A 26,509-nucleotide genomic window follows, 5' to 3' on the forward strand; every position below is an offset into this window, starting at 1 on the left:
GCGCCATGTCCGCTTACATGGCGCAGTGCCCCAGGAATATACTCGGGCTTGGGTCTTGCGAAAACTTGATTTCTAGGTCAATTTTCACGGGCTCGATTCTTCTTTCGCCGGAGTGATCCATGATCGTTGACCGTCAAGGCAGGCGTTTTCGCAATTTGCGGATCAGCCTGACTTCAGCCTGCAATTACGCCTGTACCTACTGCGTGCCTGACGGCAAGCGGCTGGTGGCTGCGCAGGATGAACTGTCGGCCGAGGCCATGGCGCGAGGCGTGGCGTATCTGATCGAAGCGGCCGGAATCGAGCGGTTGCGCATCACGGGTGGCGAGCCGCTGGTCAGCCCCAAGCTTGAGAGCTTCATGACAGCGGTGGGGCAGATGGGCCTTGAGGACATCAGCCTGACCACCAACGGCCAGTTGCTGGCCAGGAAGCTGCCCCTGCTAATGAATGCCGGTATCCGCCGGATCAACGTTTCCCTCGACACCCTGGACGCCGCTGCGTTTCGCAGCATAGCCCGCGGAGGAGACCTGGCGACTGTGCTCGATGGCATGGAGCAGGCCCGGGCGGCGGGCCTGAAGATCAAGGTCAACATGGTGCCGCTGCGCGGGCAGAACCTCGATCAGGTGATGCCGTTGCTTGAATACTGCCTGGAACGTGGCTATGAGTTGCGCTTCATCGAGTTGATGCGCATGGGGCACCTGGCCAAGGATTCCAATGCGTTCCTTCAGCAATTCGTCAGCCTTCAGCAACTGCTGGGCCTGATTGGCGACCAATACGAATATCTGCAAGCCGACGCTCCCGTCGATGCCACGGCTGTGCGCTATGAAATTCCCGGGCTCGGGCACTTTGGCGTGATCGCCAACGAAAGCGTGCCGTTCTGCCGAACCTGTTCGCGACTGCGGTTGTCTTCCACTGGCTGGCTGCACGGCTGCCTGTCGTCGAGCAACCGTCATTACGTCGGCGATCTGCTGGACAAGCCCCGACACCAGGCGTTGCCGGCGCTCCAGCGCTTGCTGGTCAAGGCGTTGGGAGACAAGCAGGAAGTAGCGTTCTCGGGTGGCGCGACCATCATGAAAATCATTGGCGGCTGACTGGCTTCTCCTGGCGAGGTAGCTTGCTCCCGCTCGGCTGCGAAGCAGTCGCAACGTGCAAAGGGGCCGCTACGCCGAAGCGTCGGACCGGCCCAGCGGGAGCAAGCTCCCTCGCCACAGGTATTCCAAGGCGCATACCCTGCAAGCTGGCGCAAAAGCTGCATCCCACGGCCATTCGCCGGTTTTCCGTCACCGGTTTTTGGAGGATAGGATGCGTAGCCTGTTTTTGCTGCTGACCGTTTTGACGCTTGGTGGCTGCATGAATGTCAGCGATATGGGGGAGGGCGTTCGTTATCACATGAGCGATGCCGGCCTGCTGGACCATAGCGACAGCCGCCGTGTAAACAACCTGCGCATCCAGCCGGATTCCTTCATCTACATCGCTCAGGGCGCTTTTGCTCCGCCAGGTAGCGCCTATCCGCGACCCAACGTCGTGGCTGAAGAAGCCTTCAATGGATTCATCGAATATTTCCCGATGGTTCGTCGCGCCCGGGTCCCGGAAGGCCTCGATCAGGCGATGGGTGAAGCGCGTGCCGCCGGTGCCCACTATTTGCTCTACACCCGATTTGCCAAGGCGGACAACCGCATCGGCAACACCGACGAATGGCTGGATGAAGAGGCGGTGGATCGCCTGGGTGTCGACACCAGTGTGATTCAAATCATGTTGATCGAGACCAGCACCCAGTATTTGATTGATACTGCACGCATCAAGAGTCGTGGCGGTTTGCTGACGTTGCACGACAAGCAGCCACAAGACCTCATCGCCGCGCCGTTGCGTGAGTACGCCCGCAGCTTGTTGGGGATGAGCAACGAATAAACAGAAGGGGGCACCATGAGCGGACCGCAAAAAGCCAATGACCTGCTGGGGCAGATCCCCAAGACCAAAGGCCTGCCGCCGGTCCACTTGTGGAACCCTGACTTCTGCGGCGACATCGACATGCGAATCGCCCGGGATGGCACTTGGTACTACCTGGGCACCCCCATCGGACGCAAGCCGATGGTCAAGCTGTTCTCCACCATCATTCGCCGCGACGGCGATGATTACTTTCTGATTACCCCTGTGGAAAAAGTCGGCATCAAGGTCGATGACGCGCCGTTCGTGGCCGTGACCCTGGAGGTCGAAGGAGAGGGGGAAGGGCAGTTGTTGCGCTTTACCACCAATGTCGAGGAAGTCACCGAAGCCGGCCCGGAACATCCGATGCGGGTGATGATCGATCCCCAGACCCAGGAACCGGCGCCTTACATTCATGTGCGCAGCAATCTTGAAGCGCTGATTCATCGCAATGTGTTCTATCAATTGGTGGAGCTTGCGGTCAGCCGTGAGATAGATGGGCAGCGCTGGTTGGGCGTCTGGAGTGGTGGCGAGTTTTTCCCCATCGGCCTGGAGCCCTGATTTTTCTGTAGGAGCGAGCTTGTTCGCTTTCACAAGGCGGCAAAAATTCAAATTGACACCCAATCGTATGATGATTAGCGTGGGCACCTAACAAGAAATGCCCACGGGGTGCTCATGTCCAGCAGTTTTCACGCGTCGACCGTCGATTGGCTGGGGGGCTGGATCGCCGCCGGCCAGGTCAAGCCTGGGCAAACCATCAAGGTCGAGGCGGATCTGGGCGAGCAACTGGGCGTCAGCCGCACGGTGATTCGCGAAGCCATCAAAACCTTGGTGGCCAAAGGCATGCTGGAAGTCGGGCCGAAGGTCGGCACGCGGGTGTTGCCGGTGCGCCGCTGGAACCTCTTTGATCCACAAGTGGTGGGCTGGCTGTCGCGCAGCGGCTTGCCGGAGAATTTTGTCGACGATCTGCTGGACCTGCGCCGCACCATCGAACCGATGGCCGTGCGTTGGGCCTGTGAACGGGCGACGGCCGACCAGGTGCAGGCGATCCGCCTGGCCTATCATGCGCTTGAGCGGGCGGTGGACAGCGGTGCGGATTACAACCGCGCCGACCAGTTCTTCCACGAATGCATCCTCGCGGCCAGCCACAATCAATTCATCGAACAAATGGTCCCAGCCCTCGGAGCGTTGTTGGCGGTTTCGTTCGAGGTGTCGGCCGCCGACCCGGACGAACTGCGCCGCACGCTGCCGATCCACAAGGACATCGCCGAAGCCATCGCCGCTCGGGACGCGACGCGAGGCGTCTGGGCCTGCATGACGCTGATCGATAACGCAGACCTGGCCATCAAGCGTTTTTACCCCAATGTCATGGCCGGTCGAACAGACAACGCCGGGAAACTCGGGAACAGGAGGTTTTAAATGAAGTGGACGGCTGTGACGGAGCATCGGGCGAAGCTGGGCGAGGGGCCTTTTTGGGACGAGCCGACCCAGGCGCTGTATTGGGTCGATATTGCCGGCAAGCAGGCGTTGCGGCTGATTGGCAAGAACGTGCAGATCTGGCAGATGCCTGAGCACGTCTCTGCATTCATCCCGACCCAGAGCGGCGATGCCTTGGTGACGTTGAGCAGTGGCGTTTACCGGTTGGACCTGGACTCCCCAGGCCTGGAACCGCGCCTGAAGTTGCTGTGCATGGCCGATCCCCAGCCGGGCAATCGCGCCAACGAAGCCCGCTGCGATGCGTTGGGCCAGCTCTGGCTGGGCACCATGCAGAACAACATCGGGGAAGATGGCGAAGACTTGCCCATCGAGCAGCGCTCCGGTGGGCTGTTTCGTGTCGGCGGCGATGGCCGCGTGATGCCGCTGTTGCGTGGCTTGGGCATCCCCAACACATTGTTGTGGAGCCCTGATGGCACGACCGTCTATTTCGGCGAGAGCCTGGACGGGACCCTTTATCGGCACTTTATTTATCCCGATGGAAAACTCGCGCCCGCCGAAGTCTGGTTCGGACCCCATTCCCGTGGCGGGCCGGATGGTTCGGCGATGGATGCGCGGGGCTATATCTGGAACGCCCGTTGGGACGGCAGTTGCCTGCTGCGGTTGCATCCGGAGGGTCACGTCGATCAGGTGATCGAATTGCCGGTCAGTCGCCCTACCAGTTGTGTATTCGGTGGTGAAGACCTACGGACTTTGTATATCACCAGTGCGCAAAGTCCCCTCAATTACCCATTGGACGGGGCGGTGCTATCGATGCGCGTCGATGTGCCGGGCGTGGCTTGTACGCGGTTCGCGGGGTAAATCCCAAAATATGGGATGTAAATATATATATTGAGATTATTCGGCGGTCGGGTTTATAGTCGGCTCCATCAGCAATACGCACTCACACTTAAAAAAACAAAACAGGTGAAGTGATGCATCGTTTTTTCCCGGAACGCCTCGGCGGTGTTCGCGAATCAGTGTTGAGCCCACAGCTTTTGAACCGGCCATCGTTGGGTGTCCGGTTTTTGTCGTGTGTTTGCACTGGAGGCCCCGTCCATGGCTGAAGCGCTTTGCTTGCCGCCGGTGCCTGAGCCCGTGAAGGGCGAACGCCTGAAAGACAAGGTCGTGCTGTTGACCGGCGCTGCCCAGGGCATCGGCGAAGCCATTGTCGCCGCGTTCGCTTCGCAACAGGCCCGGCTGGTCATCAGCGATATCCAGGGGGAAAAGGTCGAAACCGTCGCCGCCCATTGGCGTCGACAGGGTGCGGATGTCCAAGCGCTGAAGGTTGATGTCTCGAACCAACAGGATTTGCACGTCATGGCCCGCCGGGCGGTCGAGTTGCATGGTCGCATCGACGTGCTGGTGAACTGCGCAGGCATCAACGTGTTCCGCGATCCGCTGGAAATGACCGAAGAGGACTGGCGCCGTTGCTTCGCCATCGACCTGGATGGCGCTTGGTACGGTTGCAAGGCGGTGTTGCCACAGATGATCGAACAGGGCGTGGGCAGCATCATCAACATCGCGTCGACCCATTCGTCCCACATCATTCCCGGTTGTTTCCCATACCCCGTAGCCAAACATGGCCTGCTGGGCCTGACCCGTGCCCTGGGCATCGAGTATGCACCCAAGGGCGTGCGGGTGAACGCCATTGCGCCGGGCTACATCGAGACTCAATTGAACGTCGACTACTGGAACGGCTTTGCCGATCCCCAGGCCGAACGCCAGCGCGCGCTGGACCTGCACCCGCCACGGCGCATCGGGCAGCCGATTGAAGTGGCAATGACGGCCGTATTCCTGGCCAGTGACGAAGCACCGTTCATCAATGCCTCATGCATCACCATCGATGGTGGGCGTTCGGTCATGTACCACGACTGAACATTCTTGGATTGCGGAGGGAAACTTCGCCTGTAATCCAATCATCATACGATATGACTATTTACACCTATGCTGTGCAGTAACACGATTTGACCGGCCAGCCTGCGCAATTCCACCCATGTGGAGCAGATCCCTGGACGTTTGGCTTTCAATAAAAAAAACAAGGAGTCAGCTATGAAATATCGTCGTGGGATCCGTTCCCTGTGTCGTGCCGCCCTGGCGGTGACCGCGGTCAGCCTTAGCAGCAGCCTGCTGGCAGCGGATCCGGTAAAAATCGGTTTTCTGGTCAAGCAGGCGGAGGAGCCCTGGTTCCAGACCGAGTGGGCTTTCGCCGAGAAGGCGAGCAAGGACAAAGGCTTCGAGTTGATCAAGATCGCCGTGCCCGATGGCGAAAAAACCCTTTCGGCCATCGACAGCCTTGCCGCCAACGGTGCCAAGGGCTTCGTGATCTGCCCGCCGGACGTGTCTCTCGGCCCAGCCATCATGGCCAAGGCCAAGCTTAACGATCTCAAGGTGATCGCCGTCGACGACCGTTTCGTCGACGCCAAAGGCAAGTTCATGGAGGACGTGCCATACCTGGGCATGGCGGCCTTCGAGGTGGGCCAGAAGCAGGGCGCCGCGATGGCCGCCGAGGCGAAAAAGCGTAACTGGGACTGGAAAGACACCTACGCGGTGATCAACACCTTCAACGAACTGGACACCGGCAAGAAGCGCACCGACGGTTCGGTCGATGCCTTGAAGAAAGCCGGGATGCCGGAAGACCACATTCTGTTTGCGGCGCTCAAGACCCTCGACGTCCCCGGCAGCATGGACTCCACCAACTCGGCGCTGGTGAAGCTGCCAAGCGCTGCGAAAAACCTGATCATCGGCGGTATGAACGACAACACCGTGCTGGGCGGCGTGCGCGCCACCGAAGCAGCCGGCTTCAAGGCGGCCAACGTGATCGGCATCGGCATCAACGGCACCGACGCCATCGGCGAGTTGAAGAAACCGGACAGCGGCTTCTTCGGTTCGATGTTGCCGAGCCCGCACATCGAAGGCTACAAGACCGCCGAAATGATGTACGAGTGGATCACCACCGGCAAGGAACCGCCGAAGTACACCGCCATGGACGAGGTGACGCTGATCACCCGGGAGAACTTCAAGCAAGAGCTGGAAAAGATCGGCCTGTGGAACTGACGGCCGGTTGATTCAAAAGCGGCCCTGGCCACATGAGTGGCAGGGTCGCTTGATCTCTGTGAGTTCGAGGTGGTTATGCAAGCGCAAACAGCGACACGGCAACACAACATCGGCGGCAGCTTGCGATTCAACGGGATCGGCAAGTCCTTTCCTGGCGTGCAGGCGCTGGCCAATATCAGTTTCGTTGCTCATCCGGGGCAGGTGCATGCCTTGATGGGCGAGAACGGCGCGGGCAAGTCCACGTTGCTGAAAATCCTCGGGGGCGCCTACATCCCGAGCAGCGGCGACTTGCAGATCGGCGAGCAGACGATGGCCTTCAAAGGCACCGCCGATAGCATCGCCAGCGGTGTGGCGGTGATTCACCAGGAATTGCATCTGGTGCCGGAAATGACCGTCGCGGAGAACCTGTTCCTCGGTCATTTGCCGGCGCGTTTCGGCCTCGTCAATCGCGGCGTACTGCGTCAGCAGGCGTTGACATTGCTCAAAGGCCTGGCGGACGAAATCGACCCGCAGGAAAAAGTCGGTCGTCTGTCCCTTGGCCAGCGCCAGTTGGTGGAAATCGCCAAGGCCTTGTCCCGTGGCGCCCACGTCATTGCCTTCGACGAACCGACCAGCAGCCTGTCGGCCCGGGAAATCGACCGTTTGATGACGATCATTGCCCGCCTTCGAGACGAGGGCAAAGTGGTGCTGTACGTCAGCCACCGCATGGAGGAGGTGTTCCGCATCTGTGACGCGGTGACGGTCTTCAAGGACGGTCGTTATGTCCGCACCTTCGAGAACATGAGCGAGCTGACCCACGATCAGTTGGTCACGTGCATGGTCGGTCGCGATATCCAAGACATTTATGACTACCGCCCCCGGGAGCGCGGCGATGTGGCGTTGCAGGTGAAAGGCCTGCTCGGGCCGGGCTTGCGCGAACCGGTGAGTTTCCATGTACACAAGGGCGAGATCCTCGGCTTGTTCGGGCTGGTCGGCGCCGGTCGTACCGAGCTGCTGCGTTTGCTCAGTGGCCTGGAACGTCAGAGCGAGGGCAGCCTGGTCCTGCACGGCAAGGAATTGAAACTGCGTTCCCCCCGGGATGCCATCGCCGCTGGTGTGCTGCTCTGTCCGGAAGATCGCAAGAAGGAGGGCATCATTCCGTTGGGCAGCGTGGCCGAGAACATCAACATCAGCGCCCGTCCGGCTCATTCCGCGCTCGGCTGCCTGTTGCGTGGCGAGTGGGAGCGGGGCAATGCCGACAAGCAGATCAAGTCGCTCAAAGTGAAGACCCCGGCGGCGAGCCAGAAAATCATGTACTTGTCCGGCGGTAACCAGCAGAAAGCAATCCTGGGACGCTGGCTTTCCATGCCGATGAAAGTCCTGCTGCTTGACGAGCCGACGCGAGGCATCGACATCGGCGCCAAGGCCGAGATCTACCAGATTATCCACAACCTGGCGGCCGATGGCATCGCGGTGATTGTGGTGTCCAGTGACTTGATGGAAGTGATGGGCATTTCCGACCGGATCCTGGTGCTGTGCGAAGGGGCCATGCGCGGCGAGTTGCCGCGTGAACAGGCCGACGAATCCAACCTGCTGCAACTGGCGCTGCCGCGCCAACGCGTTGCCGACGCGGCGAACTGAGAGGTAAATCATGACCATCCAAAACAATGCACTGCCAACGGCGCGCAAACCCCTGGACCTGCGCCGCTTCCTCGACGACTGGGTCATGCTGCTGGCGGCCATCGGCATCTTCGTGCTCTGCACCCTGATGATCGACAACTTCCTGTCGCCGCTGAACATGCGCGGCCTGGGCCTGGCGATTTCCACCACCGGCATCGCGGCATGCACCATGCTGTATTGCCTGGCGTCCGGGCATTTCGACCTGTCGGTGGGTTCGGTGATTGCCTGCGCCGGCGTCGTCGCGGCCGTCGTGATGCGTGACACCAATAGCGTATTTCTCGGCGTGAGCGCGGCGTTGGTGATGGGGCTGATTGTCGGCCTGATCAACGGCATCGTCATCGCGAAACTGCGGGTCAATGCGCTGATTACCACGCTGGCGACCATGCAGATCGTACGCGGCCTGGCCTACATCTTTGCCAACGGCAAGGCGGTGGGGGTGTCGGAAGAATCGTTTTTCGTCTTTGGTAACGGCCAGATGTTCGGTGTGCCGGTGCCGATCCTGATCACCATTGCCTGCTTTCTGTTCTTCGGCTGGCTGCTGAACTACACCACTTATGGGCGCAACACCATGGCCATCGGCGGCAACCAGGAAGCGGCATTGCTGGCAGGCGTTAACGTTGATCGCACCAAGATCATCATCTTCGCCGTGCACGGTGTGATTGGTGCGCTGGCAGGCGTCATCCTGGCGTCGCGCATGACCTCGGGCCAGCCGATGATCGGCCAGGGTTTCGAACTGACCGTGATCTCAGCTTGTGTTCTGGGTGGCGTTTCGTTGAGCGGCGGCATCGGCATGATTCGCCATGTCATCGCCGGCGTGCTGATCCTGGCGATCATCGAGAACGCGATGAACCTGAAGAACATCGATACGTTCTACCAGTACGTCATCCGCGGCTCGATCCTGCTGCTGGCGGTGGTGATTGACAGGTTGAAACAGCGTTGAAGATTATTGGAGGCTGACCTGCCGCCATCGTCGGATCGCCGCCCGGAGCAGGCTCGCTCCCACACTGGCTCTGCACTGTTCCGAAGTCCTGAGCCAGGCGAAAAACCTGTGGGAGCGAGCCTGCTCGCGAAGGCGTCGGCACATCCGACACTTCCTTAGCTGACCCACCGCATTCGCGAGCAGGCCCGCTCCCACAGTTTTCGCTCTACCCCGCCTTGCGCAACGCCTCGACCAGTTCCTGCTTGCGCATTTTCGAGCGTCCGGGAATATTTTTTGCCCGGGCTTCTTTCATCAAGCTGTCCACGGTCTGGGCCTCATGGGAGGCTTTGCTGGTGCGCGGCTGGCCTTCGCGGCTCTTGGCGGCGCGCCGGGCCGACTCCTTGCGGTCGGATTGCTTGGCTTCGGCGGGTTTCTTCTTGCCGGATCCACCAGAGCGTTCGCCGCCTCCCGATTGCTTGTTCACCGTGGCCCAGGCCCGAGCCTCGGCCTCGCCTTCCGACACACCTTTTTGCTCATAGCTGTCTTCGATGTGATCGGCCTTGCGCTTCTGCTCATCGGTGTACTTGTTTTTGCTTCCACGAGGCATGGGAACGGTCCTCCTCAATGGCTGGGTAGAAGTTATTGACTGGAGGCCCCACCACCTTCAGAGCCTGAACCTCCGGTTGTGGTTTTCGAACCCACGCCAGTATCGGCATTGTCGGGCGCAGTGGAGTCAGGTGTGTTCATCCCGCCTTGGCGGCCCGTGTCGTTGCCTTGGACCCTCGGATCGGTGCCTGTAGCAGGCGGCTGGCCATTGTTCAAGGTGCCGCCCGTGCCATCGGTGTTCAGTTTGGGCAAACCTTGGGTGGCCGGCGAGTTGGGTGCCTGAACCGGGTCGGTCGGTCCGGTGCCACTGGTCGTGGCCGCGAAAGCCGCCGAAGACAGCAGCGTGGCGAATGTGAGTGCAGTCAGCCTTGAATTGATCATGGTGTCGCCTCCATTTTTTGAAGTGCTTGCCAGATTTTTGGCCGCGCTGGATAGGGGTTGGTGCCGCAGGGGCGACGAACGGCGCTATTGGGGGTGTCTTTAGAAGATGTGACGAGCGCCGCAGAGCGGCTTAGTATGATGCTTTCAATTGGCGACAAGGCCTGTTCATGTCCATCGAGATCCGTCCCGCGCAGCCCAGCGATGCGCCGCAAATCCTTGCTTTCATCACTGAGCTGGCCGATTACGAAAAAGCTCGCCACGAAGTCATCGCCAGCGTGGCCGACATCGAGCGCAGCCTGTTCAGCGAAGGCGCCACCGCCCACGGCTTGATCTGCCTGCGCGATGGCGTGCCGATCGGTTTTGCGGTGTTTTTCTTCAGCTATTCCACTTGGTTGGGCAGTAATTGCCTGTACTTGGAAGACTTGTACATCACGCCTGAACAGCGCGGTGGCGGGGCGGGCAAAACCTTATTGCGACATCTGGCGAAGATCGCCTGCGACAACGATTGTGGTCGCTTCGAGTGGAGCGTGCTGGACTGGAACACCCCGGCCATCGACTTCTACAAATCCCTCGGCGCGCAACCGCAGGAAGAGTGGGTGCGCTACCGGATGGATGGCAAGGTGCTCCGGGACTTCGCTAACGGCAACTGACGTTCATGAGTACGCGTCGGACGCCCACTGGGTAAATCCGGGTCGCTGTTGGAGTCGCGTGCAATAAGCGGCTACGGCTGGATAGTCCGGACGTTCCATGGGCGTCTGCCGCCAGCGGTGTACGGATAGGCCAATGAGTACGTCTGCAAGGGAAAAGTCCGCACCGGCTACGTAGGCGCCGGTGTGGTCCAGCTGTTGTTCCAGCAAGCCCATCTTCTCATTCCAGCCTTTGACGCCGGCGGCGATGAGTTGTGGGTCCTGGAAATCCGGGTGCTTGCGCACCAGTCCATAAAACGCATCGCCCCACGACGGATTGAGCTCGGTGGCTTGCCAATCCATCCACTGCTCTACACGCGCCCGTGCGGCAGGCTCGACAGGCAGCAGGTCGCTGCGCCCGTGCTTGCCCACCAGATAGCGGCAAATGGTGTTCGACTCCCAGAGCACGCCGCTCTCGTCGACAATCACCGGCACCTGGGCGTTGGGATTCAATGCCAGGAACGCCGGGTCATGGGTCGACGCGAAGCCGATGCCCCAGTCTTCGCGTTCGTAGGAGATTTCCAGTTCCTGGCAAGTCCACAAGACCTTTCTGACGTTAATCGAGGAAGTGCGGCCGAGGATCTTCAGCAATTTTCCCATCACTTTTTCCCTGAGTTGTTTGGCGTCCGGTCAGAAACGTAGCAGGGTCTTGGGTGGATGGCGATGCCTTCACGATAGAATTGATATCCCAATATGTGGGAGAGATATTTATATATTGAGATTTTCCTGCGTCCGGGTTTATAGTCCGCGTCACTCACTGCCCAATAAACAAAACAGGTGAAGCGGATGCAGGCGCAATTGATCGCGCTCGATTGGGGAACGACCTCATTACGGGCTTACAAACTAGCCTCGCGAGGCGAGGTGCTCGAACAGCGTTCGCTGTCGTCGGGGATCATGCAGTTGCCGTCCGGGCCGCGGACGATAGCGGGCCAGGTCTGCATCGACGGTTTTGAGCTGGCCTTCGATGAAGCCTGCGGCGATTGGCTCGATGCGCAGCCAGGCTTGCCCGTCATCGCCTGCGGCATGGTGGGCAGCGCCCAAGGTTGGCGGGAAGCGCCTTACTGCGACACGCCGGCAAACGTCGCCAATCTCGGACATTCCCTACAAATTATCCGGAGCCTTCGCGGTGTTGATGTTCACATCGTGCCAGGGGTAATCCAACGCTCCCGACTGCCCAATGTGATGCGCGGCGAAGAAACCCAGGTGCTCGGTGCGTTGCCTGGCTTGCCCAACGAAGCGGTGCTGATCGGCTTGCCGGGCAGCCATTCGAAATGGGTGGAGGCGGCCGAGGGCTGCATCGTCCATTTCGACACCTTCATGACCGGCGAGATCTTCGCCGTGCTCAGCGACCACAGCATTCTCGGCCGCACCCAGCAGCGCGGCGCGGCGTTCGATGGCGTGGCTTTCGATCGCGGCGTGCAGGTGGCGCTGTCGTCGGATGGGCAGATTGGCCCGCTGTCCACCGTGTTCAGCGCCCGCAGCCTGGGCCTGACCGGCGAGCTCGGCGCGAGCGCCCAGGCCGATTACCTGTCGGGTGTGCTGATCGGCCATGAGTTGACGGCCCTGGCCGCCGTGCAACGTCAACGGCGCAACAGCGTTCACCTGCCGACGGTCGTGCTGATTGGCAATTCTCAACTCTGCGCCCGTTACCAGCGGGCCCTCGACGCCTGCGGTTTCGCCCGCGTGATCCTGGCCGAACAGGCCACCGAGCGCGGTTTGTGGCAACTGGCCTTGGCCGCCGGGCTGCTCGGACCCACCGCGTCGCGTTAAACCTGACTGGAGACCTGACATGCTCAAACAAGCATTGGCGCACAACGGGCTGATCGCGATTCTTCGCGGCCTGCGCCCCGAGGAGGCGGCATCTATCGGCGAAGTCCTGTATAGCGAGGGATTTCGAGTCATCGAAGTGCCGCTCAATTCCCCCGAACCGTACGAAAGTATCCGCATCCTGCGCAGTACCTTGCCCGCCGATTGCCTGATCGGCGCGGGTACCGTGCTGACCCCGGAGCAGGTGGAGCAGGTCAAGGCGGCCGGTGGCCAGGTGATCGTCATGCCTCACAGTGACCCGAAGGTCTTGCGGGCGGCAAAAGCGGCGGGGCTGTACCTGTCGCCCGGCGTCGCCACGCCGACCGAAGCTTTCGCCGCGCTGGCCGAGGGCGCTCATGTGCTGAAGATGTTCCCCGCCGAGCAAATGGGCCCGGCGGTGGTCAAGGCCTGGCTCGCGGTTTTACCGGCCGGGACCGTGCTGGTGCCGGTGGGCGGGATTACGCCGGACAACATGGCGGTGTTCGTCGAAGCCGGCGTCAAGGGTTTCGGCCTGGGTTCCGGGTTGTTCAAGCCGGGCCTGACAGCGGATCAAGTGGCGGTGCGCGCCAAGGCCTATGTGGCCGCATGGAATGCCTTGAACTGAAGACTTTTCCAGCGCTCCGAGCGCTGCATCTGACAAGAGAGACAACAAGATGAAAATCACCAAGCTGACCACGTTTATCGTTCCGCCGCGCTGGTGCTTCCTCAAGGTCGAGACCGATGAGGGCGTGACCGGTTGGGGCGAACCCGTGGTCGAAGGCCGTGCCCACACAGTGGCGGCTGCGGTTGAAGAATTGTCCGACTACCTGATCGGCAAAGACCCACGCAACATCGAAGACATCTGGACCGTGCTCTATCGCGGTGGCTTCTACCGCGGCGGGGCCGTCCACATGAGCGCCCTGGCCGGTATCGACCAAGCGTTGTGGGACATCAAGGGCAAGGCCCTGGGTGTGTCGGTCAGCGATCTGTTGGGCGGCCAGGTGCGGGACAAGATCCGTGTCTATTCATGGATCGGCGGCGACCGGCCGGCGGACACCGCCCGAGCGGCGAAAGAGGCGGTGGGACGCGGCTTCACGGCGGTGAAGATGAACGGCACCGAAGAACTGCAGTTCCTCGATACCTTCGAAAAAGTCGACCTGGCCCTGGCCAACGTGGCAGCTGTGCGCGACGCGGTCGGGCCGAACGTCGGCATTGGCGTGGATTTCCACGGCCGTGTGCACAAGCCAATGGCCAAGGTTCTGATGAAGGAGCTCGACCCCTTCAAGCTGATGTTCATTGAAGAACCGGTGCTCAGCGAAAACTACGAAGCCCTCAAGGAACTGGCGCCGCTGACCAGCACCCCGATTGCCCTGGGCGAGCGGTTGTTCTCGCGATGGGATTTCAAGCGGGTGCTCAGCGAAGGCTATGTGGACATCATCCAGCCGGATGCGTCCCACGCCGGCGGCATCACCGAAACCCGCAAGATCGCCAACATGGCCGAGGCCTACGATGTGGCGCTGGCACTGCATTGCCCGTTGGGTCCAATCGCCCTGGCGGCGTGCCTGCAACTGGACGCGGCTTGCTACAACGCGTTTATCCAGGAGCAGAGCCTGGGCATCCATTACAACGAAAGCAATGACTTGCTGGACTACATCAAGGACCCGCGAGTGTTCGACTATGACCAAGGCTTCGTAAAAATTCCGAACGGTCCTGGCCTGGGTATCGAGATCAATGAGGAATACGTCATCGAGCGCGCGGCCATTGGCCATCGCTGGCGCAACCCGATCTGGCGCCATGCCGATGGCAGTTTTGCCGAATGGTGAGTCACGCCTGACCCTGTGGGAGCAAGCTCGCTCCCACAATTTGATCTTCGCAAGCAGGGAGATCTTCTTCGATGCGCCCGTTTCCTCAATAAACATAAAAAGAGGCACCTCACATGCAAGCGCACACCCTGAGCGCGCAGGCGTCGTCGGTGACGCCCAGCCGCAAGCGTTTTTTCATCATGGTGTTGCTGTTCATCACGGTGGTGATCAACTACCTGGACCGCAGCAATCTCTCGATCGCGGCCCCCGCATTGACCAGCGACCTGGGCATCGACCCGATCCACGTCGGGCTGATTTTCTCGGCGTTCGGCTGGACCTACGCCGCCATGCAGATCCCCGGCGGCTGGCTGGTGGACCGGGTGCCGCCGCGCATCCTGTATAGCGTGGCATTGTTGCTGTGGTCGGCGGCCACGGTGATGCTCGGTTTTGCCGCCAGTTTCATCGCGCTGTTCGTGCTGCGCATGGCCGTCGGTGCCCTGGAAGCGCCGGCTTATCCGATCAACAGCCGCGTGGTCACCACCTGGTTTCCCGAGCGCGAGCGGGCCACGGCCATTGGTTTCTATACCTCCGGGCAGTTCGTTGGGCTCGCATTTTTGACACCGGTGCTGGCGTGGCTGCAACACGCGTTTGGTTGGCACATGGTGTTTGTCGCCACGGGCGCGGTGGGCATTCTCTGGGCGGTGATCTGGTATGCGGTATATCGCGAGCCTCGGGATTTCAAGGGCGCCAATGCCGCGGAAATCGAGTTGATCCGTGAGGGTGGAGGGCTGGTGGACATCCAGGCCGATACCGCCAAGGCCAAGGCCAAATTCAGCTGGAGCGACCTGGGCATCGTCCTGACCCAACGCAAGTTATGGGGTATCTACCTGGGGCAGTTCTGCCTCAACTCCACGCTGTGGTTTTTCCTGACGTGGTTCCCGACCTACCTGGTGAAGTATCGCGGCATGGACTTCATCAAGTCCGGCTTGCTGGCGTCGTTGCCGTTCCTTGCGGCATTCGTCGGCGTGCTGTGTTCCGGCTTCTTCTCGGACTGGCTGATCCGCCGAGGCGCCACGGTGGGTTTTGCGCGCAAGCTGCCGATCATTGGCGGGCTGCTGATTTCCACCTCGATCATCGGCGCCAACTTCGTGGAGTCGACGCCCCTGGTGATCACCTTCCTGGCCCTGGCGTTCTTCGGCAATGGCCTGGCGTCGATCACGTGGTCACTGGTTTCCACCTTGGCACCGGCGCGGTTGCTCGGTTTGACCGGCGGGGTGTTCAATCTCATCGGTAATCTGGCGGCCATCGCCACGCCGATTGTCATCGGCTTCCTTGCCAGCGGTGATTCGTTTGCCCCGGCCATTACCTATATCGCCGTATTGGCATTGGCCGGGGCGCTGTCCTACATCCTGCTGGTCGGGAAGGTCGAGCGCATCGAGTTGTAGTCCGACGGGGCGGGCGACCATAATGCCGCCCGTTCCCCGCACTGTTGAAGGCCGGATATGCAGCAAGACGATCCAAAAATCATCAAGGATGCCGCTCCTACTGGCACGCAGACCTTGCTGCGCGGCCTGGGCGTGGTCCAGGCGGTCGCCAGCGGTGCTCGCGACTTGAAGGAAATCGCCCGGCTGATCGGCACCACCCGCAGCACCACCCACCGCCTGGCCAGTTGCCTGGTGGACGAACGTTACCTGCGCGTGGTGCCGCAAGTGGGTTACCTGCTGGGGCCGAAGTTGATCGAGCTGGGTTTCCAGGCTCGGGAAGAGTTGCCACTGGTGAGCCTGGCGGGGCCGTACCTGGACGAGTTGTCGGCGCTCACCGGGGACACCGTTCACCTGGCGATTCGCGAGGGCGATGAAGTCTTGTATCTGCTGAAGAATCCGGGGCGTAACGGGCCGGAAATGCGTTCGCGCGTGGGCCATCGCATGCCGTTGGCGCGGACAGGGATCGGCAAGGCGCTGATGCTCGATGATGCCCAGGAACAATGGAAGCGGCTGTACGAAATCAGCCTGCCGGCGGGTGGGAAGAATCAATTCTGGCCCCAGCACCAGGAGCAATCCTGGGAACAGTTCCAGCAACGGATGGTGGAGTATGTGGCGGGGGGCTATGCCTTCGACCTGGAGGACAACGAACCGTCGATCCGCTGTGTGGCGGCACCGATCCGTGACGCCGGCAAGCGCATCGTCGCCGGTATCAGCATCGCCAGCACGGTGCCGTACATGCCTTTGGAAAAGATGGCCGAGCTGATTCCCCTGGTCAAAGGGGTCACAGCCCGGCTGTCGGCGGAACTGGGTGCCAAGGTTTGACGAGCGTCAGGCCTTGAGCGTCGCCATGTCGATAACGAAGCGGTACTTCACATCCCCGGCGATCATGCGGCTGTAGGCCTCGTTGATCTGGCGGATGTCGAGCATTTCAATGTCGCAGCTGATGTTGTGTTTTGCGCAGAAATCCAGCATTTCCTGGGTTTCGGCGATGCCGCCAATCAGCGAGCCGGCCAACACTCGGCGACCCAGGATCAGCTTTGCCGCGTGTACGGGTGGGTCGACCGGCTCGACCAGGCCGACGATGATGTGCACGCCGTTGAAATGCAGCGTATCGAGGTAGGGATTGAGGTCGTGCTGCACCGGAATGGTGTCCAGCAGGAAGTTGAAACGTCCGGCGGCGGCCGCCATCTGTTCGGCGTCGGTGGACACGATCACATGGTCCGCGCCTTGGCGACGGGCTTCTTCTGCCTTGCTCGCCGAGCGAGTGAACAACGTCACTTCCGCGCCCATGGCCTTGGCGAACTTGATGCCCATATGGCCCAGGCCACCCATCCCCAGCACGCCGACCTTGTCTCCGGCCTTCACGCCATAATGCTTGAGGGGAGAATAGGTGGTGATGCCTGCGCAGAGCAGCGGCGCGGCGCTGGCCGGGTCGAGTGTCTGGGGGACGCGCAGTACAAAATGCTGGCTGACCACGATGCTGTCGGAATAGCCACCCATGGTGTGGCCGCCGCTCACGTGGTCCGGGCTGGCGTAGGTCTGGGTCATGCCTTCCAGGCAGTATTGTTCCAGATCGGCACGGCAAGCTTCGCATTCGCGGCAGGAGTCGACCATGCAGCCTACGCCTACCAGGTCGCCGACCTTGTGATGGGTGACATTCGCCCCCACGGCGGTGACTTTGCCGATGATTTCGTGGCCGGGCATCAGCGGATAGACGGCGATGCCCCATTCGTTCCGGGCCTGATGGATGTCGGAGTGGCAGACGCCGCAGTAGAGAATTTCGATCGCCACATCGTCCGCGCGCGGGCTGCGGCGCTCGAACTTCATGGGGGCGAGGGGCGTGGTGGCCGATTGGGCGGCATAGCCGATGGCTGTGTACATGATGGACCTCGCTATCATTGAACGGTGAGGGGTTCATTCTGGGAGGCAGGGCGGCCGGTGGCGATGGCGATTCCTACGCCTGTCATGCCTAATCCTACGGCGTTGGCCAGGATTCGATTCCATGTGGCGCCAGACCTGCGATGATGTTTTCATCCCTTTCTTCGTGAAGTTTTCGCTCATGCTGCTGACCCGTCATCTCGATGCCAACGCCACGCTGGTTTCGCTGATAGAACCTTTGGCGACCCACGACGGTTTTGTTCCTACGCGACTGCCAGGGGTGCACGCGCTTCGCGCCAGCCAGGACGTCGCTCGTGGCCCGCAGCTCTACGAACCGAGCCTGGTGATCATTGCCCAGGGCAGCAAACTGGCGTACCTGGGGCCCCGCACAATGGAATATGGCGCGGGGCATTATCTGATCCAGGCCCTGCCGGTGCCGTTCGAATGCGAAACCTACGCCATGCCCAATGCTCCGCTGTATGGAGTTTCCGTTGCGATCGATCGGGCGATGCTGGGCGACCTGGTGCTGGCCATGGGGTTGATGCCGGGGCGGAATCTGCCGCCTCAGACGCCGGAGTCCATGACTTGCGCAGTGCTCGATGACGCCATGCGTGGGTGTGTCGAGCGCTTGTTGCGCTGCTTGCACGACCCGTTGGAATGCCAGGTCATGGGCCAGGCGCGGCTGCGGGAGCTGCTGTTCGTCGCGTTGCGCGGACCCCAGGCCGATGTGCTGCGGGCGTTGGTGGAGCAACAGGGCCAGTTCGCCCGGATTGCCGCTGCCCTGGGCCATTTGCATGCGCACTTCACCGAGCCGTTGAACGTCGAGATCCTGGCCAGTCGCGCGAACATGAGTGCTTCGACCTTTCACGAGCATTTCAAGCGCAGCACGTTGCTATCGCCGGTGCAGTACCTCAAGCGATTGCGCCTACTCAAGGCCCAGCGGCTGCTGCTCTGCGAGGGCATGAGCGTGGCCCAGGTCGCACACCAGGTGGGGTATCAGAGCCCGTCGCAATTCAGCCGGGAGTACAAGCGTTACTTCGAGCGCAACCCAGGGGACGAACGCGCCGCCTGAATTGTTCAGGGAACCCTGTGGAAGCGAGCCTGCCCGCGAAAGCGGTTTATCATTCAACACACATGTCGACTGAGACACCACTTCGCGAGCAGGCTCGCTCCCACTTTGGTTCGGTGTGCTTCCCGGAATCGCGGGCAACAAAAAGGCCCCCATTGCGGGAGCCTCGATGTTCAGCGTTCCGGCTTACATGTTCGGGTAAGTCGGTCCGCCGGCGCCTTCCGGCGTGACCCAGGTGATGTTCTGTGCAGGGTCCTTGATGTCGCAGGTCTTGCAGTGAACGCAGTTCTGGGCGTTGATCTGGAAGCGCTTCTCGCCATCCTCCTTGGTGACCACTTCATAAACGCCGGCCGGGCAGTAGCGCTGGGCCGGTTCGTCGTACAGCGGCAGGTTCTTGCTGATCGGGATGCTCGGGTCGGTCAGCTTCAGGTGGCAAGGCTGCTCTTCTTCATGGTTGGTACCGGAGATGAACACCGAGCTGAGCTTGTCGAAGCTGATCTTGCCGTCCGGCTTCGGGTAGTCGATCTTCTTGCATTCGGCCGCAGGTTTCAGGCAAGCATAATCTGGCTTGGTGTCGCGCAGCGTGAATGGAATCTTGCCGCCGAAAATGTTCTGGTCGAGCCAGTTGAAACCGCCGCCGATGATCGCACCGTACTTGTGGATCGCCGCGCCGAAGTTGCGGCTGGCGAACAGCTCTTCATACAGCCAGCTGTTCTTGAAACTGTCGACATAGGCCGTCAGTTCATCGCCGCCTTCGGACTCGGCGAACAGGCGATCAGCCACGGCTTCGGCAGCGAGCATGCCGGATTTCATGGCGGTGTGACTGCCCTTGATCTTGGCGAAGTTCAGGGTGCCGAGGTCGCAACCGATCAGCGCGCCGCCCTTGAAGACCATCTTGGGCAGCGAGTTCAGGCCGCCCTTGGCGATGGCGCGAGCGCCGTAACTGACGCGCTTGCCGCCTTCCAGATACTGCTTGAGCACAGGGTGATGCTTGAGGCGCTGGAACTCGTCGAATGGTGACAGGAAGGTGTTGCTGTAGGACAGGTCGACGATCAAGCCGACGACCACTTGGTTGTTTTCCAGGTGATAAAGGAAAGAGCCGCCGGTATTTTCGGTGCCCATAATGTCCAGCGGCCAGCCGGCGGTGTGCACCACCAAGCCTGGTTGATGCTTGGCCGGGTCGATTTCCCAGATTTCCTTCAGGCCGATGCCGTAGTGCTGGGTGTCGGCTTCGCTGTCCAGGTTGAAGCGCTTGATCAATTGCTTGCCAATGTGGCCACGGCAGCCTTCGGCGAACAGGGTGTACTTGCCGCGCAACTCCATTCCAGGGGTGTAGAGGCCTTCTTTCGGATTGCCTTCGCGGTCGACACCAAGGTCGCCGGTGATGATCCCGCGGACGACGCCGTTTTCGTCGAACAACGCTTCCTGGGCGGCGAAGCCCGGGTAGATTTCCACGCCCAGGTTCTCGGCCTGCTGGGCCAGCCAACGGCAAAGATTGCCAAGGGAAATAATATAGTTGCCTTCGTTGTGCATGGTCTTGGGCACAAAGAAGTCAGGGATTTTGCTCGCGGTCTCGGCGTTTCTCAGGACATAAATGTCATCGCGCTTGACCGGCGTGTTCAACGGAGCGCCGAGCTCTTTCCAATCCGGAAACAGTTCGTTCAGGGCGCGCGGTTCGAACACTGCGCCGGAGAGGATGTGCGCGCCGACTTCGGAGCCTTTTTCGACCACGCAGACGCTGATTTCCTTACCGGCTTCGGCGGCCTTCTGTTTCAGTCGGCAAGCGGCAGACAGGCCAGCGGGGCCGGCACCGACGATGACCACGTCGAATTCCATGTATTCGCGTTCCACAGGCTATCTCCTACTCAAGGCTCAACAGTTTTTTCTAATTGGAGGTTTGGCGTTGCATCCGTTGTTTCCTTCGCGAAGCGACGAAAGCGACAATGGATGACCCGCGCTTCTCTCTTAAGCGGCGCATTATATCTACACCACTCTCAGGGTCCAATACAAACGTTTGTTTGAAATTGCCGCAGCCCAGATAAATCACTGACGTACGGCTTATGACTGACCATTTTGCCGTATTGACCGGAATAGACGTTCCGGTCAAGATACGGGCGGTTTTGCGCTCGCCGTAGGCTGACTGTTGGTTCCAAGAGCACCTCTAAAGACAGGGCGAAGGCAGCACAAAGTGACGAGTTGCGCGGTTCGGACGCGCAGTTTACACGCCGCGATAATGAATGACTCATCGGTCATCACTGACGAATGGTCTTCACTCCCGTGAGCAAAGGTCATGTGTGGTTCATGCCGGCGTTTTTAGAGGTGCCCTTGCGCCCATGATCATCAACCGCCAGGTTCGCCCAGGCGACTTTCTTTTCACCGGAGAGTAACGAGGAATCCATGAAGGTTCTTGTAGCTGTCAAACGAGTGGTCGACTATAACGTCAAGGTTCGCGTCAAGGCGGACAACTCCGGCGTCGACCTCGCCAACGTCAAGATGTCGATGAACCCTTTCTGCGAAATCGCCGTAGAAGAAGCCGTACGCCTGAAAGAAAAAGGCGTGGCGACTGAGATCGTCGTCGTTTCCATCGGCCCGACCACCGCCCAGGAACAACTGCGCACCGCGCTCGCGCTGGGTGCCGATCGCGCCATCCTCGTCGAATCCGCCGAAGACCTGACTTCCCTGGCCGTTGCCAAGCTGTTGAAAGCCGTAGTTGACAAGGAACAGCCACAGCTGGTGATCCTCGGCAAGCAGGCCATCGACAGCGACAACAACCAGACCGGCCAGATGCTCGCTGCGTTGAGCGGCTACGGCCAGGGCACCTTCGCGTCGAAAGTCGAAGTGTCGGGCGACAGCGTTGCCGTGACTCGCGAAATCGACGGCGGCGCGCAGACAGTTTCCCTGAAACTGCCGGCCATCGTCACCACCGACCTGCGTTTGAACGAGCCGCGTTACGCGTCCCTGCCAAACATCATGAAAGCCAAGAAGAAGCCGCTTGAAGTGCTGACTCCTGACGCTTTGGGCGTTTCCACCGCCTCCACGAACAAGACCCTGAAAGTCGAAGCGCCGGCTGCACGCAGCGCCGGCATCAAGGTCAAGTCGGTGGCTGAACTGGTCGAGAAACTGAAAAACGAAGCGAAGGTAATCTGATATGACTATCTTGGTAATCGCCGAACACGATAACAAGGCGCTGGCTCCGGCCACGCTGAACACCGTTGCTGCCGCCGCCAAAATCGGTGGCGATGTCCACGTCCTGGTGGCCGGGCAGGGCGCTGGCGCCGTTGCCGAAGCCGCCGCCAAGATCGCTGGCGTGAGCAAAGTCCTGAACGCCGATAATGCTGCCTATGCGCACCAACTGCCGGAAAACGTTGCTCCATTGGTAGCTGAGCTGGGCAGTGGCTACAGCCACATCCTGGCGGCCGCGACATCGAACGGCAAGAACATCCTGCCTCGCGTAGCTGCTGCATTGGACGTCGACCAGATCTCCGAAATCATTTCGGTAGAAAGCGCCGACACCTTCAAGCGTCCGATCTACGCCGGCAACGCCATCGCCACCGTGCAATCGACCGCTGCGATTAAGGTCATCACCGTTCGCGCCACCGGTTTCGACCCGGTTGCCGCCGAAGGTGGTTCGGCTGCCGTTGAAGCCGTGGGCGCTGCCCACGACAAGGGCATTTCCAGCTTCGTCAACGAAGAGCTGGCCAAGTCCGATCGTCCTGAGCTGACCGCCGCCAAGATCGTCGTTTCCGGCGGCCGCGGCATGCAGAACGGTGACAACTTCAAGCACTTGTACGCCTTGGCCGACAAGCTGGGCGCTGCCGTTGGCGCATCCCGCGCAGCGGTCGACGCCGGTTTCGTTCCCAACGACATGCAGGTCGGCCAGACCGGCAAGATCGTTGCACCACAGTTGTACATCGCGGTCGGTATCTCCGGCGCGATCCAACACTTGGCCGGCATGAAGGACTCCAAGGTGATCGTTGCGATCAACAAGGACGAAGAAGCGCCAATCTTCCAAGTGGCCGACTACGGCCTGGTGGCGGACCTGTTCGAAGCCATCCCTGAGCTGGAGAAGCTGGTCTAATCCGGCATCTTCACTTATAAAGAGCCCGGCCTTTTGGCCGGGTTTTTTATTTCTGTTTCCGGAGCGCTTAGTGCCATGGATCTTCGCCGTTTGGCTTGCTCGTCGTTGTTCTGGGCGTTGGCGTGCGCGCCAGGGCTGTCTGCCGCCGCTGGCAAATGCGAGCGCCTGATCGCTACTGGCAGCCCCGATGCGCCGCCTTATCTTTGGCAAGATCCCCAGGATCCCAAGCATTTGATCGGTGCCGGGGCCGACCTGCTGGCGCAGGTGGCGCAGGCGCTGGGGATCAAGATCGAATTGCTCTACGCCGGCAAACGCGCCCAGGCGTTGGACGAAGTGCGCAGCGGACGCATGGACCTGCTCACCGATGCCCCGCTGACCACGACTGGGTTGCAAGCCTTGGATTACGTGCACCCGCCACTGCTGGAGAACGATTACCTGGTCTGGACACGCAAGGATTCGACGCTGGTGGTCGAGCGACCGGAGGATCTTCACGGGCATAACGGCGCCTTGTCGGAAAAGGCTCGCATGACACAGGGATTTGGCCTTTTCGCTGAGCAGAATCTAACCGTGACCCGTACGCCCAACCTGACCCAGGCCTTTCAGAAACTGCTCCTGGGTGAAGTGGAATATGTACTGGCGGGGCGCTACTCGGGCCTGGCGATGGCGCAGACGCTAGGGATGGCGAATGACTTGCAAGCCGCGCCGCAAGCGGTGGACAAGCCGGGCTTGTTCCTCGCGCTTTCCCATAACTCCGCCTGCAATGACCCATGGTTACGCGGACAGCTGGCGCAAAAGATGACAGAATTGGCCGCGTCTGGCCTGGCGGAGGCTGTGTTGCAGCGCAATCTGGAGCGTTGGAGAGCACAGTTGAAGTCCCCCGTCAGCGCCCCCAAACAGTAGGGAATATTAGTGACTATTCGACCTCTTTTCGCTGCCCTGGCCGTTCTGGCTCTGGCGGGTTGCGCAGCCGATCCAGCGCCGAATGAACAGATCCGCCTGACTGAACAGGCCATTGAGCAAGCGCGTGCGGTGGGTGCCACCACCGACGAAATACCCGAATTGAAACTGGCTGAAGAAAAATTCACGCGGGCCAAATCCAACATGGCCGATGAATCCTATAAAAAGGCGCGCATGCGCGCTGAACAGGCCGAGTTGGATGCACGCCTGGCCGAAGCGAAGGTGCTGACGCTCAAGAGCCAGGAGCAATTGAACGTGCTCGACACTCGCATCAAGCGCTTGCGCAAACAGCTGAGGGAGGATGCCCAATGAAGCACTCCCAAGTATTGGGCGGCCTGGTCCTCGCGGGGCTGGCCAGTCTGTACGGTTGCGCCGGACAGCGCAGCGAGGTGGCGCTGGAAAAGGCCAGCGATGACTTTCAGAAGGTCAAGGAAGATGCCAACGTGCTGCGTGCGGCGCCCCGGGACGTGATCCGGGCCGGCGAATCCCTGGCCCGCGCCGATCGCTTGTCCAGCTACTGGGGTAGCGGTGAGGACGTGCAGCATTACGCCTACTTGAGTCAGCGCTACAGTCAGATTGCCCGTGAGCACAGCAACCAGGTGCTCAACGAAGAGCGCGCGACGAAGCTCGAGCTGGAGCGCCAGCGCCTGCAGCTGGCCCTGCGCGAATCCAAGCTGCTGAGTGTCCAGCAGCAGGGCAAGTGGCTTGAAGAGCAGATCATGGCGATGGCGACCACCCAGACCGATCGCGGCCTGGTGATGACCCTCGGGGATGTGCTGTTCGATACCGGCGAAGCCGAGTTGAAAAACTCGGCCAATCGCGTGGTGCTCAAGATCGTGCAGTTCCTGCAACTCAATCCCAAGCGCGTGGTGCGCATCGAGGGCTACACGGACAGCACCGGCGGCAAGCAGGAAAACCTCAAGCTGTCCCGCGACCGCGCTCAGGCCGTGGCGGACGTGCTGGTGGACCTTGGCATTGACGAAAAGCGCATCCAGGTCGAAGGCTACGGCGATCAATACCCGGTGGACGTCAACGCAACCGAGCGTGGCCGGGCGCAGAACCGTCGCGTTGAAATCGTATTCTCCGATGACAAGGGCCAGCTCGGCGCCGCCCGTTGAGGACGGCGTCACTGGAAAACCCGGCCCCTTCGAGGCGCCGGGTTTTTTTTCGCCTGATGTTTGGGATGAGTACAGTTGGGGCTGTCAACCCACTGTACTGTCGAGTAATCTGGCAACTGTCCCAGTACACTTCTAAACTGTGCCGGTAGAATTTCCGACAAGAATAAAACGCCTGCGAAATCGAGTACTGCGTCATGACCAACCTCCTGCTCTATCAACGTATTGCGCAACAGTTGGCGGAAGACATCCGGCGTGGGGTGTATCAGCCGGGTGAACGCGTGCCTTCGGTGCGCAAGATGAGTTCGCAGCTCAACGTCAGCCATGCCACCGTCCTCCAGGCCTATGCGAACCTTGAAGACCAGGGGCTGATTCGCGCGCGGCCGCAATCGGGCTATTACGTGCACCAGACGCCGGCGTTGACCGCGCCGACGCCGGACATTGCCCGGGTCGAGCGCCCCGGATTGGTGACGCGCAGCAGCATTATCCAACAGGTGTTGGTCGAGTCGCGCCGCGAAGGGGTGTTTCCGCTGGGCGCGGCGGTGCCGAGCGTTGATTATCTGCCCGTGCGGGCGTTGCATCAGCAGTTAGCCAAGGTCACGCGTTTCCACAGCCCGCGGGCGTTCAGCTACATGTTCAGTCCCGGCTTCGAGCCGTTGCGCCGCCAAGTCGCGATCCGCATGCGTGACGCCGGCGTGGTGGTGGATCCTTCCGAGGTCGTCATCACCCATGGCTGCGTCGACGCCCTGCAGATGTCCTTGCGCGTGCTGACGCGTCCCGGGGATTTGATCGCCGCCGAGTCGCCCACTTACTACGGGCTGCTGCAACTGGCGGATCTGCTGGGCCTGAAGGTCATCGAGATCCCCAGCGACCCGGTCACTGGCATGAGCCTTGAAGCCTTGCAATTGGCGGCCAACCAATGGTCGATCAAGGCGCTGGTCCTGACCACGCGCCTGAGCAATCCCCTGGGTGGCACGATGCCCGAAGAGCGGCAAAAACAACTGCTGCGCCTGGCATCGGATTTCGATATCCAGATCGTCGAGGACGATATCTATGGCGAACTGATGTTCGAACAGGGCCGGACCAAGGCATTGAAGGCCTACGATCGCTTGGATCGGGTGATCTACTGTTCGAGTTTCTCCAAGACCCTTTCGCCCGGCGTTCGGATTGGCTGGATGATCGCCGGCAAGTTCCAGCAGGAGATCCAGCGACTCCAGACGTTCAGCACCCATTCGGCGTGCAGCGTCACTCAGATGGGGATCGCGGCTTACCTGGAGAATGGCGGCTATGACCGGCACTTGCGCTATATTCGCCAGGAGTACCGCAAGAACCTCAGCGCTTTTCAATTGGCGGTGCAACAGCACTTTCCGGAAGGCACGCAGATGAGTCGTCCCACCGGTGGGTTCATTCTTTGGGTCAGCCTGCCGGGGCGGGTCAACACCCAGGAACTGCACGTCCGCGCGCTGCAACAGGGCATCAGCATCGCCCCCGGGCTGATTTTCAGTAATACCGAGCAATTCAACCACTGCATCCGCCTGAATTGCGGCATACCCTGGAATCGCGAGGCAGAGCGTGCGTTGATGACCCTGGGGTTGCTGGCGACCCAGTTGTGCCAGGAGACCGCCAGCGGGTTTTTATAG

Annotated in this window: 27 protein-coding genes; 22 read left to right on the plus strand and 5 right to left on the minus strand. The window is 60.6% G+C overall.

Annotation, left to right across the window (positions count from 1 at the left end; genetic code table 11):
* Positions 1–119: 119 nt before the first annotated feature.
* From J3P90_RS07560 to araH, 9 genes are all read left to right on the plus strand, one after another.
* Positions 120–1,088, plus strand: a complete 969-nt coding sequence (locus tag J3P90_RS07560) for a GTP 3',8-cyclase MoaA (RefSeq protein ID WP_420767192.1) — start codon at positions 120–122, stop codon at positions 1,086–1,088.
* 211 nt (positions 1,089–1,299) lie between these two features.
* Complete coding sequence (locus J3P90_RS07565; RefSeq protein WP_039593661.1) at positions 1,300–1,905, plus strand: DUF4823 domain-containing protein; 606 nt, start codon at positions 1,300–1,302, stop codon at positions 1,903–1,905.
* A 15-nt stretch (positions 1,906–1,920) separates the two neighbouring features.
* Positions 1,921–2,481 carry a DUF1285 domain-containing protein gene (locus J3P90_RS07570; protein ID WP_420767193.1) on the plus strand — a complete coding sequence of 187 codons (561 nt, stop codon included), beginning with the start codon at positions 1,921–1,923 and terminating at the stop codon, positions 2,479–2,481.
* 114 nt (positions 2,482–2,595) lie between these two features.
* On the plus strand, positions 2,596–3,339 hold the full coding sequence (locus J3P90_RS07575) for a FadR/GntR family transcriptional regulator (RefSeq protein WP_434560002.1): 744 nt from the start codon (positions 2,596–2,598) through the stop codon (positions 3,337–3,339).
* Positions 3,340–4,215, plus strand: coding sequence for an SMP-30/gluconolactonase/LRE family protein (locus J3P90_RS07580; protein ID WP_434676045.1), 876 nt, complete (start codon positions 3,340–3,342; stop codon positions 4,213–4,215).
* A gap of 237 nt (positions 4,216–4,452) precedes the next feature.
* Positions 4,453–5,271 (plus strand): SDR family oxidoreductase, encoded by an 819-nt coding sequence (locus J3P90_RS07585; RefSeq protein WP_434559998.1) that lies wholly within the window; start codon positions 4,453–4,455, stop codon positions 5,269–5,271.
* Between the two features lie 174 nt (positions 5,272–5,445).
* Positions 5,446–6,450: a substrate-binding domain-containing protein gene (locus J3P90_RS07590; RefSeq protein ID WP_420767197.1), complete on the plus strand. Its 1,005-nt coding sequence runs from the start codon at positions 5,446–5,448 to the stop codon at positions 6,448–6,450.
* A 75-nt stretch (positions 6,451–6,525) separates the two neighbouring features.
* Positions 6,526–8,070 carry an L-arabinose ABC transporter ATP-binding protein AraG gene (araG, locus tag J3P90_RS07595; protein ID WP_434676046.1) on the plus strand — a complete coding sequence of 515 codons (1,545 nt, stop codon included), beginning with the start codon at positions 6,526–6,528 and terminating at the stop codon, positions 8,068–8,070.
* 10 nt (positions 8,071–8,080) lie between these two features.
* Positions 8,081–9,049 carry an L-arabinose ABC transporter permease AraH gene (gene araH / locus J3P90_RS07600; protein WP_420767199.1) on the plus strand — a complete coding sequence of 323 codons (969 nt, stop codon included), beginning with the start codon at positions 8,081–8,083 and terminating at the stop codon, positions 9,047–9,049.
* Positions 9,050–9,254: 205 nt separating this feature from the next.
* Here araH and J3P90_RS07605 read toward each other — a convergent pair whose 3' ends face one another.
* Complete coding sequence (locus tag J3P90_RS07605; protein WP_434676047.1) at positions 9,255–9,635, minus strand: Rho termination factor N-terminal domain-containing protein; 381 nt, start codon at positions 9,633–9,635, stop codon at positions 9,255–9,257.
* A 32-nt stretch (positions 9,636–9,667) separates the two neighbouring features.
* Positions 9,668–10,015 carry a hypothetical protein gene (locus J3P90_RS07610; RefSeq protein WP_420767201.1) on the minus strand — a complete coding sequence of 116 codons (348 nt, stop codon included), beginning with the start codon at positions 10,013–10,015 and terminating at the stop codon, positions 9,668–9,670.
* Between the two features lie 167 nt (positions 10,016–10,182).
* On the opposite strand from J3P90_RS07610, the gene J3P90_RS07615 reads away from it, so the two are divergent.
* Positions 10,183–10,665: a GNAT family N-acetyltransferase gene (locus J3P90_RS07615; protein ID WP_030137727.1), complete on the plus strand. Its 483-nt coding sequence runs from the start codon at positions 10,183–10,185 to the stop codon at positions 10,663–10,665.
* Positions 10,666–10,668: 3 nt separating this feature from the next.
* On the opposite strand, the gene J3P90_RS07620 is transcribed toward J3P90_RS07615, so the two are convergent.
* Complete coding sequence (locus J3P90_RS07620; protein WP_434676048.1) at positions 10,669–11,301, minus strand: glutathione S-transferase family protein; 633 nt, start codon at positions 11,299–11,301, stop codon at positions 10,669–10,671.
* A 186-nt stretch (positions 11,302–11,487) separates the two neighbouring features.
* Here J3P90_RS07620 and J3P90_RS07625 point away from each other — a divergent pair, with 186 nt between their 5' ends.
* The 5 genes from J3P90_RS07625 (at position 11,488) to J3P90_RS07645 (ending at position 16,594) form a co-directional block, all read left to right on the plus strand.
* The gene (locus tag J3P90_RS07625; protein ID WP_434676049.1) at positions 11,488–12,471 is read left to right on the plus strand and encodes a 2-dehydro-3-deoxygalactonokinase; all 984 of its coding nucleotides are present in this window, start codon (positions 11,488–11,490) and stop codon (positions 12,469–12,471) included.
* A gap of 19 nt (positions 12,472–12,490) precedes the next feature.
* Positions 12,491–13,111: a 2-dehydro-3-deoxy-6-phosphogalactonate aldolase gene (locus J3P90_RS07630; protein WP_434607083.1), complete on the plus strand. Its 621-nt coding sequence runs from the start codon at positions 12,491–12,493 to the stop codon at positions 13,109–13,111.
* 49 nt (positions 13,112–13,160) lie between these two features.
* Entirely contained in the window at positions 13,161–14,309 is a 1,149-nt protein-coding gene (dgoD, locus tag J3P90_RS07635; RefSeq protein WP_420767205.1) for a galactonate dehydratase, read from the plus strand.
* Between the two features lie 113 nt (positions 14,310–14,422).
* Positions 14,423–15,733, plus strand: coding sequence for an MFS transporter (locus J3P90_RS07640; protein ID WP_434676050.1), 1,311 nt, complete (start codon positions 14,423–14,425; stop codon positions 15,731–15,733).
* A gap of 57 nt (positions 15,734–15,790) precedes the next feature.
* A complete protein-coding gene (locus tag J3P90_RS07645) occupies positions 15,791–16,594 on the plus strand; it encodes an IclR family transcriptional regulator (RefSeq protein ID WP_420767207.1) in 804 nt (267 codons plus the stop codon).
* 6 nt (positions 16,595–16,600) lie between these two features.
* Here the strand turns inward: J3P90_RS07645 and J3P90_RS07650 are convergent, their stop codons facing one another.
* Positions 16,601–17,653 (minus strand): NAD(P)-dependent alcohol dehydrogenase, encoded by a 1,053-nt coding sequence (locus J3P90_RS07650; protein ID WP_434559984.1) that lies wholly within the window; start codon positions 17,651–17,653, stop codon positions 16,601–16,603.
* Between the two features lie 178 nt (positions 17,654–17,831).
* On the opposite strand from J3P90_RS07650, the gene J3P90_RS07655 reads away from it, so the two are divergent.
* Entirely contained in the window at positions 17,832–18,722 is an 891-nt protein-coding gene (locus tag J3P90_RS07655) for an AraC family transcriptional regulator (RefSeq protein ID WP_420767269.1), read from the plus strand.
* A gap of 183 nt (positions 18,723–18,905) precedes the next feature.
* Here J3P90_RS07655 and J3P90_RS07660 read toward each other — a convergent pair whose 3' ends face one another.
* A complete protein-coding gene (locus tag J3P90_RS07660; RefSeq protein WP_434648533.1) occupies positions 18,906–20,570 on the minus strand; it encodes an electron transfer flavoprotein-ubiquinone oxidoreductase in 1,665 nt (554 codons plus the stop codon).
* 546 nt (positions 20,571–21,116) lie between these two features.
* Here J3P90_RS07660 and J3P90_RS07665 point away from each other — a divergent pair.
* The 6 genes from J3P90_RS07665 (at position 21,117) to J3P90_RS07690 (ending at position 26,509) form a co-directional block, all read left to right on the plus strand.
* A complete protein-coding gene (locus tag J3P90_RS07665; RefSeq protein ID WP_007908338.1) occupies positions 21,117–21,866 on the plus strand; it encodes an electron transfer flavoprotein subunit beta/FixA family protein in 750 nt (249 codons plus the stop codon).
* A 1-nt stretch (position 21,867) separates the two neighbouring features.
* Entirely contained in the window at positions 21,868–22,797 is a 930-nt protein-coding gene (locus J3P90_RS07670) for an electron transfer flavoprotein subunit alpha/FixB family protein (RefSeq protein ID WP_420767210.1), read from the plus strand.
* Positions 22,798–22,872: 75 nt separating this feature from the next.
* Positions 22,873–23,697 carry a substrate-binding periplasmic protein gene (locus J3P90_RS07675; RefSeq protein ID WP_420767211.1) on the plus strand — a complete coding sequence of 275 codons (825 nt, stop codon included), beginning with the start codon at positions 22,873–22,875 and terminating at the stop codon, positions 23,695–23,697.
* 9 nt (positions 23,698–23,706) lie between these two features.
* Positions 23,707–24,066 carry a DUF4398 domain-containing protein gene (locus tag J3P90_RS07680; protein ID WP_434676051.1) on the plus strand — a complete coding sequence of 120 codons (360 nt, stop codon included), beginning with the start codon at positions 23,707–23,709 and terminating at the stop codon, positions 24,064–24,066.
* A complete protein-coding gene (locus J3P90_RS07685; protein WP_434607074.1) occupies positions 24,063–24,872 on the plus strand; it encodes an OmpA family protein in 810 nt (269 codons plus the stop codon). Before J3P90_RS07680 ends, J3P90_RS07685 begins: the two co-directional genes overlap by 4 nt.
* Before the next feature lie 194 nt (positions 24,873–25,066).
* Positions 25,067–26,509 carry a PLP-dependent aminotransferase family protein gene (locus J3P90_RS07690; RefSeq protein ID WP_420767214.1) on the plus strand — a complete coding sequence of 481 codons (1,443 nt, stop codon included), beginning with the start codon at positions 25,067–25,069 and terminating at the stop codon, positions 26,507–26,509.

The sequence above is a fragment of the Pseudomonas sp. D3-10 genome (genome assembly GCF_051132175.1).
GTDB lineage: Bacteria > Pseudomonadota > Gammaproteobacteria > Pseudomonadales > Pseudomonadaceae > Aquipseudomonas.

Coding starts and splice junctions, on each gene's coding strand:
- J3P90_RS07570 (WP_420767193.1), top strand. CDS start 1,921: ATGAGCGGACCGCAAAAAGCCAATGACCTGCTGGGGCAGATCCCCAAG.
- J3P90_RS07640 (WP_434676050.1), top strand. CDS start 14,423: ATGCAAGCGCACACCCTGAGCGCGCAGGCGTCGTCGGTGACGCCCAGC.
- J3P90_RS07650 (WP_434559984.1), bottom strand. CDS start 17,653: ATGTACACAGCCATCGGCTATGCCGCCCAATCGGCCACCACGCCCCTC.
- araH (WP_420767199.1), top strand. CDS start 8,081: ATGACCATCCAAAACAATGCACTGCCAACGGCGCGCAAACCCCTGGAC.
- J3P90_RS07575 (WP_434560002.1), top strand. CDS start 2,596: ATGTCCAGCAGTTTTCACGCGTCGACCGTCGATTGGCTGGGGGGCTGG.
- J3P90_RS07580 (WP_434676045.1), top strand. CDS start 3,340: ATGAAGTGGACGGCTGTGACGGAGCATCGGGCGAAGCTGGGCGAGGGG.
- J3P90_RS07665 (WP_007908338.1), top strand. CDS start 21,117: ATGAAGGTTCTTGTAGCTGTCAAACGAGTGGTCGACTATAACGTCAAG.
- J3P90_RS07655 (WP_420767269.1), top strand. CDS start 17,832: ATGCTGCTGACCCGTCATCTCGATGCCAACGCCACGCTGGTTTCGCTG.
- J3P90_RS07670 (WP_420767210.1), top strand. CDS start 21,868: ATGACTATCTTGGTAATCGCCGAACACGATAACAAGGCGCTGGCTCCG.
- J3P90_RS07610 (WP_420767201.1), bottom strand. CDS start 10,015: ATGATCAATTCAAGGCTGACTGCACTCACATTCGCCACGCTGCTGTCT.
- J3P90_RS07615 (WP_030137727.1), top strand. CDS start 10,183: ATGTCCATCGAGATCCGTCCCGCGCAGCCCAGCGATGCGCCGCAAATC.
- J3P90_RS07590 (WP_420767197.1), top strand. CDS start 5,446: ATGAAATATCGTCGTGGGATCCGTTCCCTGTGTCGTGCCGCCCTGGCG.
- J3P90_RS07620 (WP_434676048.1), bottom strand. CDS start 11,301: ATGGGAAAATTGCTGAAGATCCTCGGCCGCACTTCCTCGATTAACGTC.
- J3P90_RS07685 (WP_434607074.1), top strand. CDS start 24,063: ATGAAGCACTCCCAAGTATTGGGCGGCCTGGTCCTCGCGGGGCTGGCC.
- J3P90_RS07585 (WP_434559998.1), top strand. CDS start 4,453: ATGGCTGAAGCGCTTTGCTTGCCGCCGGTGCCTGAGCCCGTGAAGGGC.
- J3P90_RS07625 (WP_434676049.1), top strand. CDS start 11,488: ATGCAGGCGCAATTGATCGCGCTCGATTGGGGAACGACCTCATTACGG.
- J3P90_RS07675 (WP_420767211.1), top strand. CDS start 22,873: ATGGATCTTCGCCGTTTGGCTTGCTCGTCGTTGTTCTGGGCGTTGGCG.
- J3P90_RS07690 (WP_420767214.1), top strand. CDS start 25,067: ATGACCAACCTCCTGCTCTATCAACGTATTGCGCAACAGTTGGCGGAA.
- araG (WP_434676046.1), top strand. CDS start 6,526: ATGCAAGCGCAAACAGCGACACGGCAACACAACATCGGCGGCAGCTTG.
- J3P90_RS07630 (WP_434607083.1), top strand. CDS start 12,491: ATGCTCAAACAAGCATTGGCGCACAACGGGCTGATCGCGATTCTTCGC.
- J3P90_RS07605 (WP_434676047.1), bottom strand. CDS start 9,635: ATGCCTCGTGGAAGCAAAAACAAGTACACCGATGAGCAGAAGCGCAAG.
- dgoD (WP_420767205.1), top strand. CDS start 13,161: ATGAAAATCACCAAGCTGACCACGTTTATCGTTCCGCCGCGCTGGTGC.
- J3P90_RS07560 (WP_420767192.1), top strand. CDS start 120: ATGATCGTTGACCGTCAAGGCAGGCGTTTTCGCAATTTGCGGATCAGC.
- J3P90_RS07565 (WP_039593661.1), top strand. CDS start 1,300: ATGCGTAGCCTGTTTTTGCTGCTGACCGTTTTGACGCTTGGTGGCTGC.
- J3P90_RS07645 (WP_420767207.1), top strand. CDS start 15,791: ATGCAGCAAGACGATCCAAAAATCATCAAGGATGCCGCTCCTACTGGC.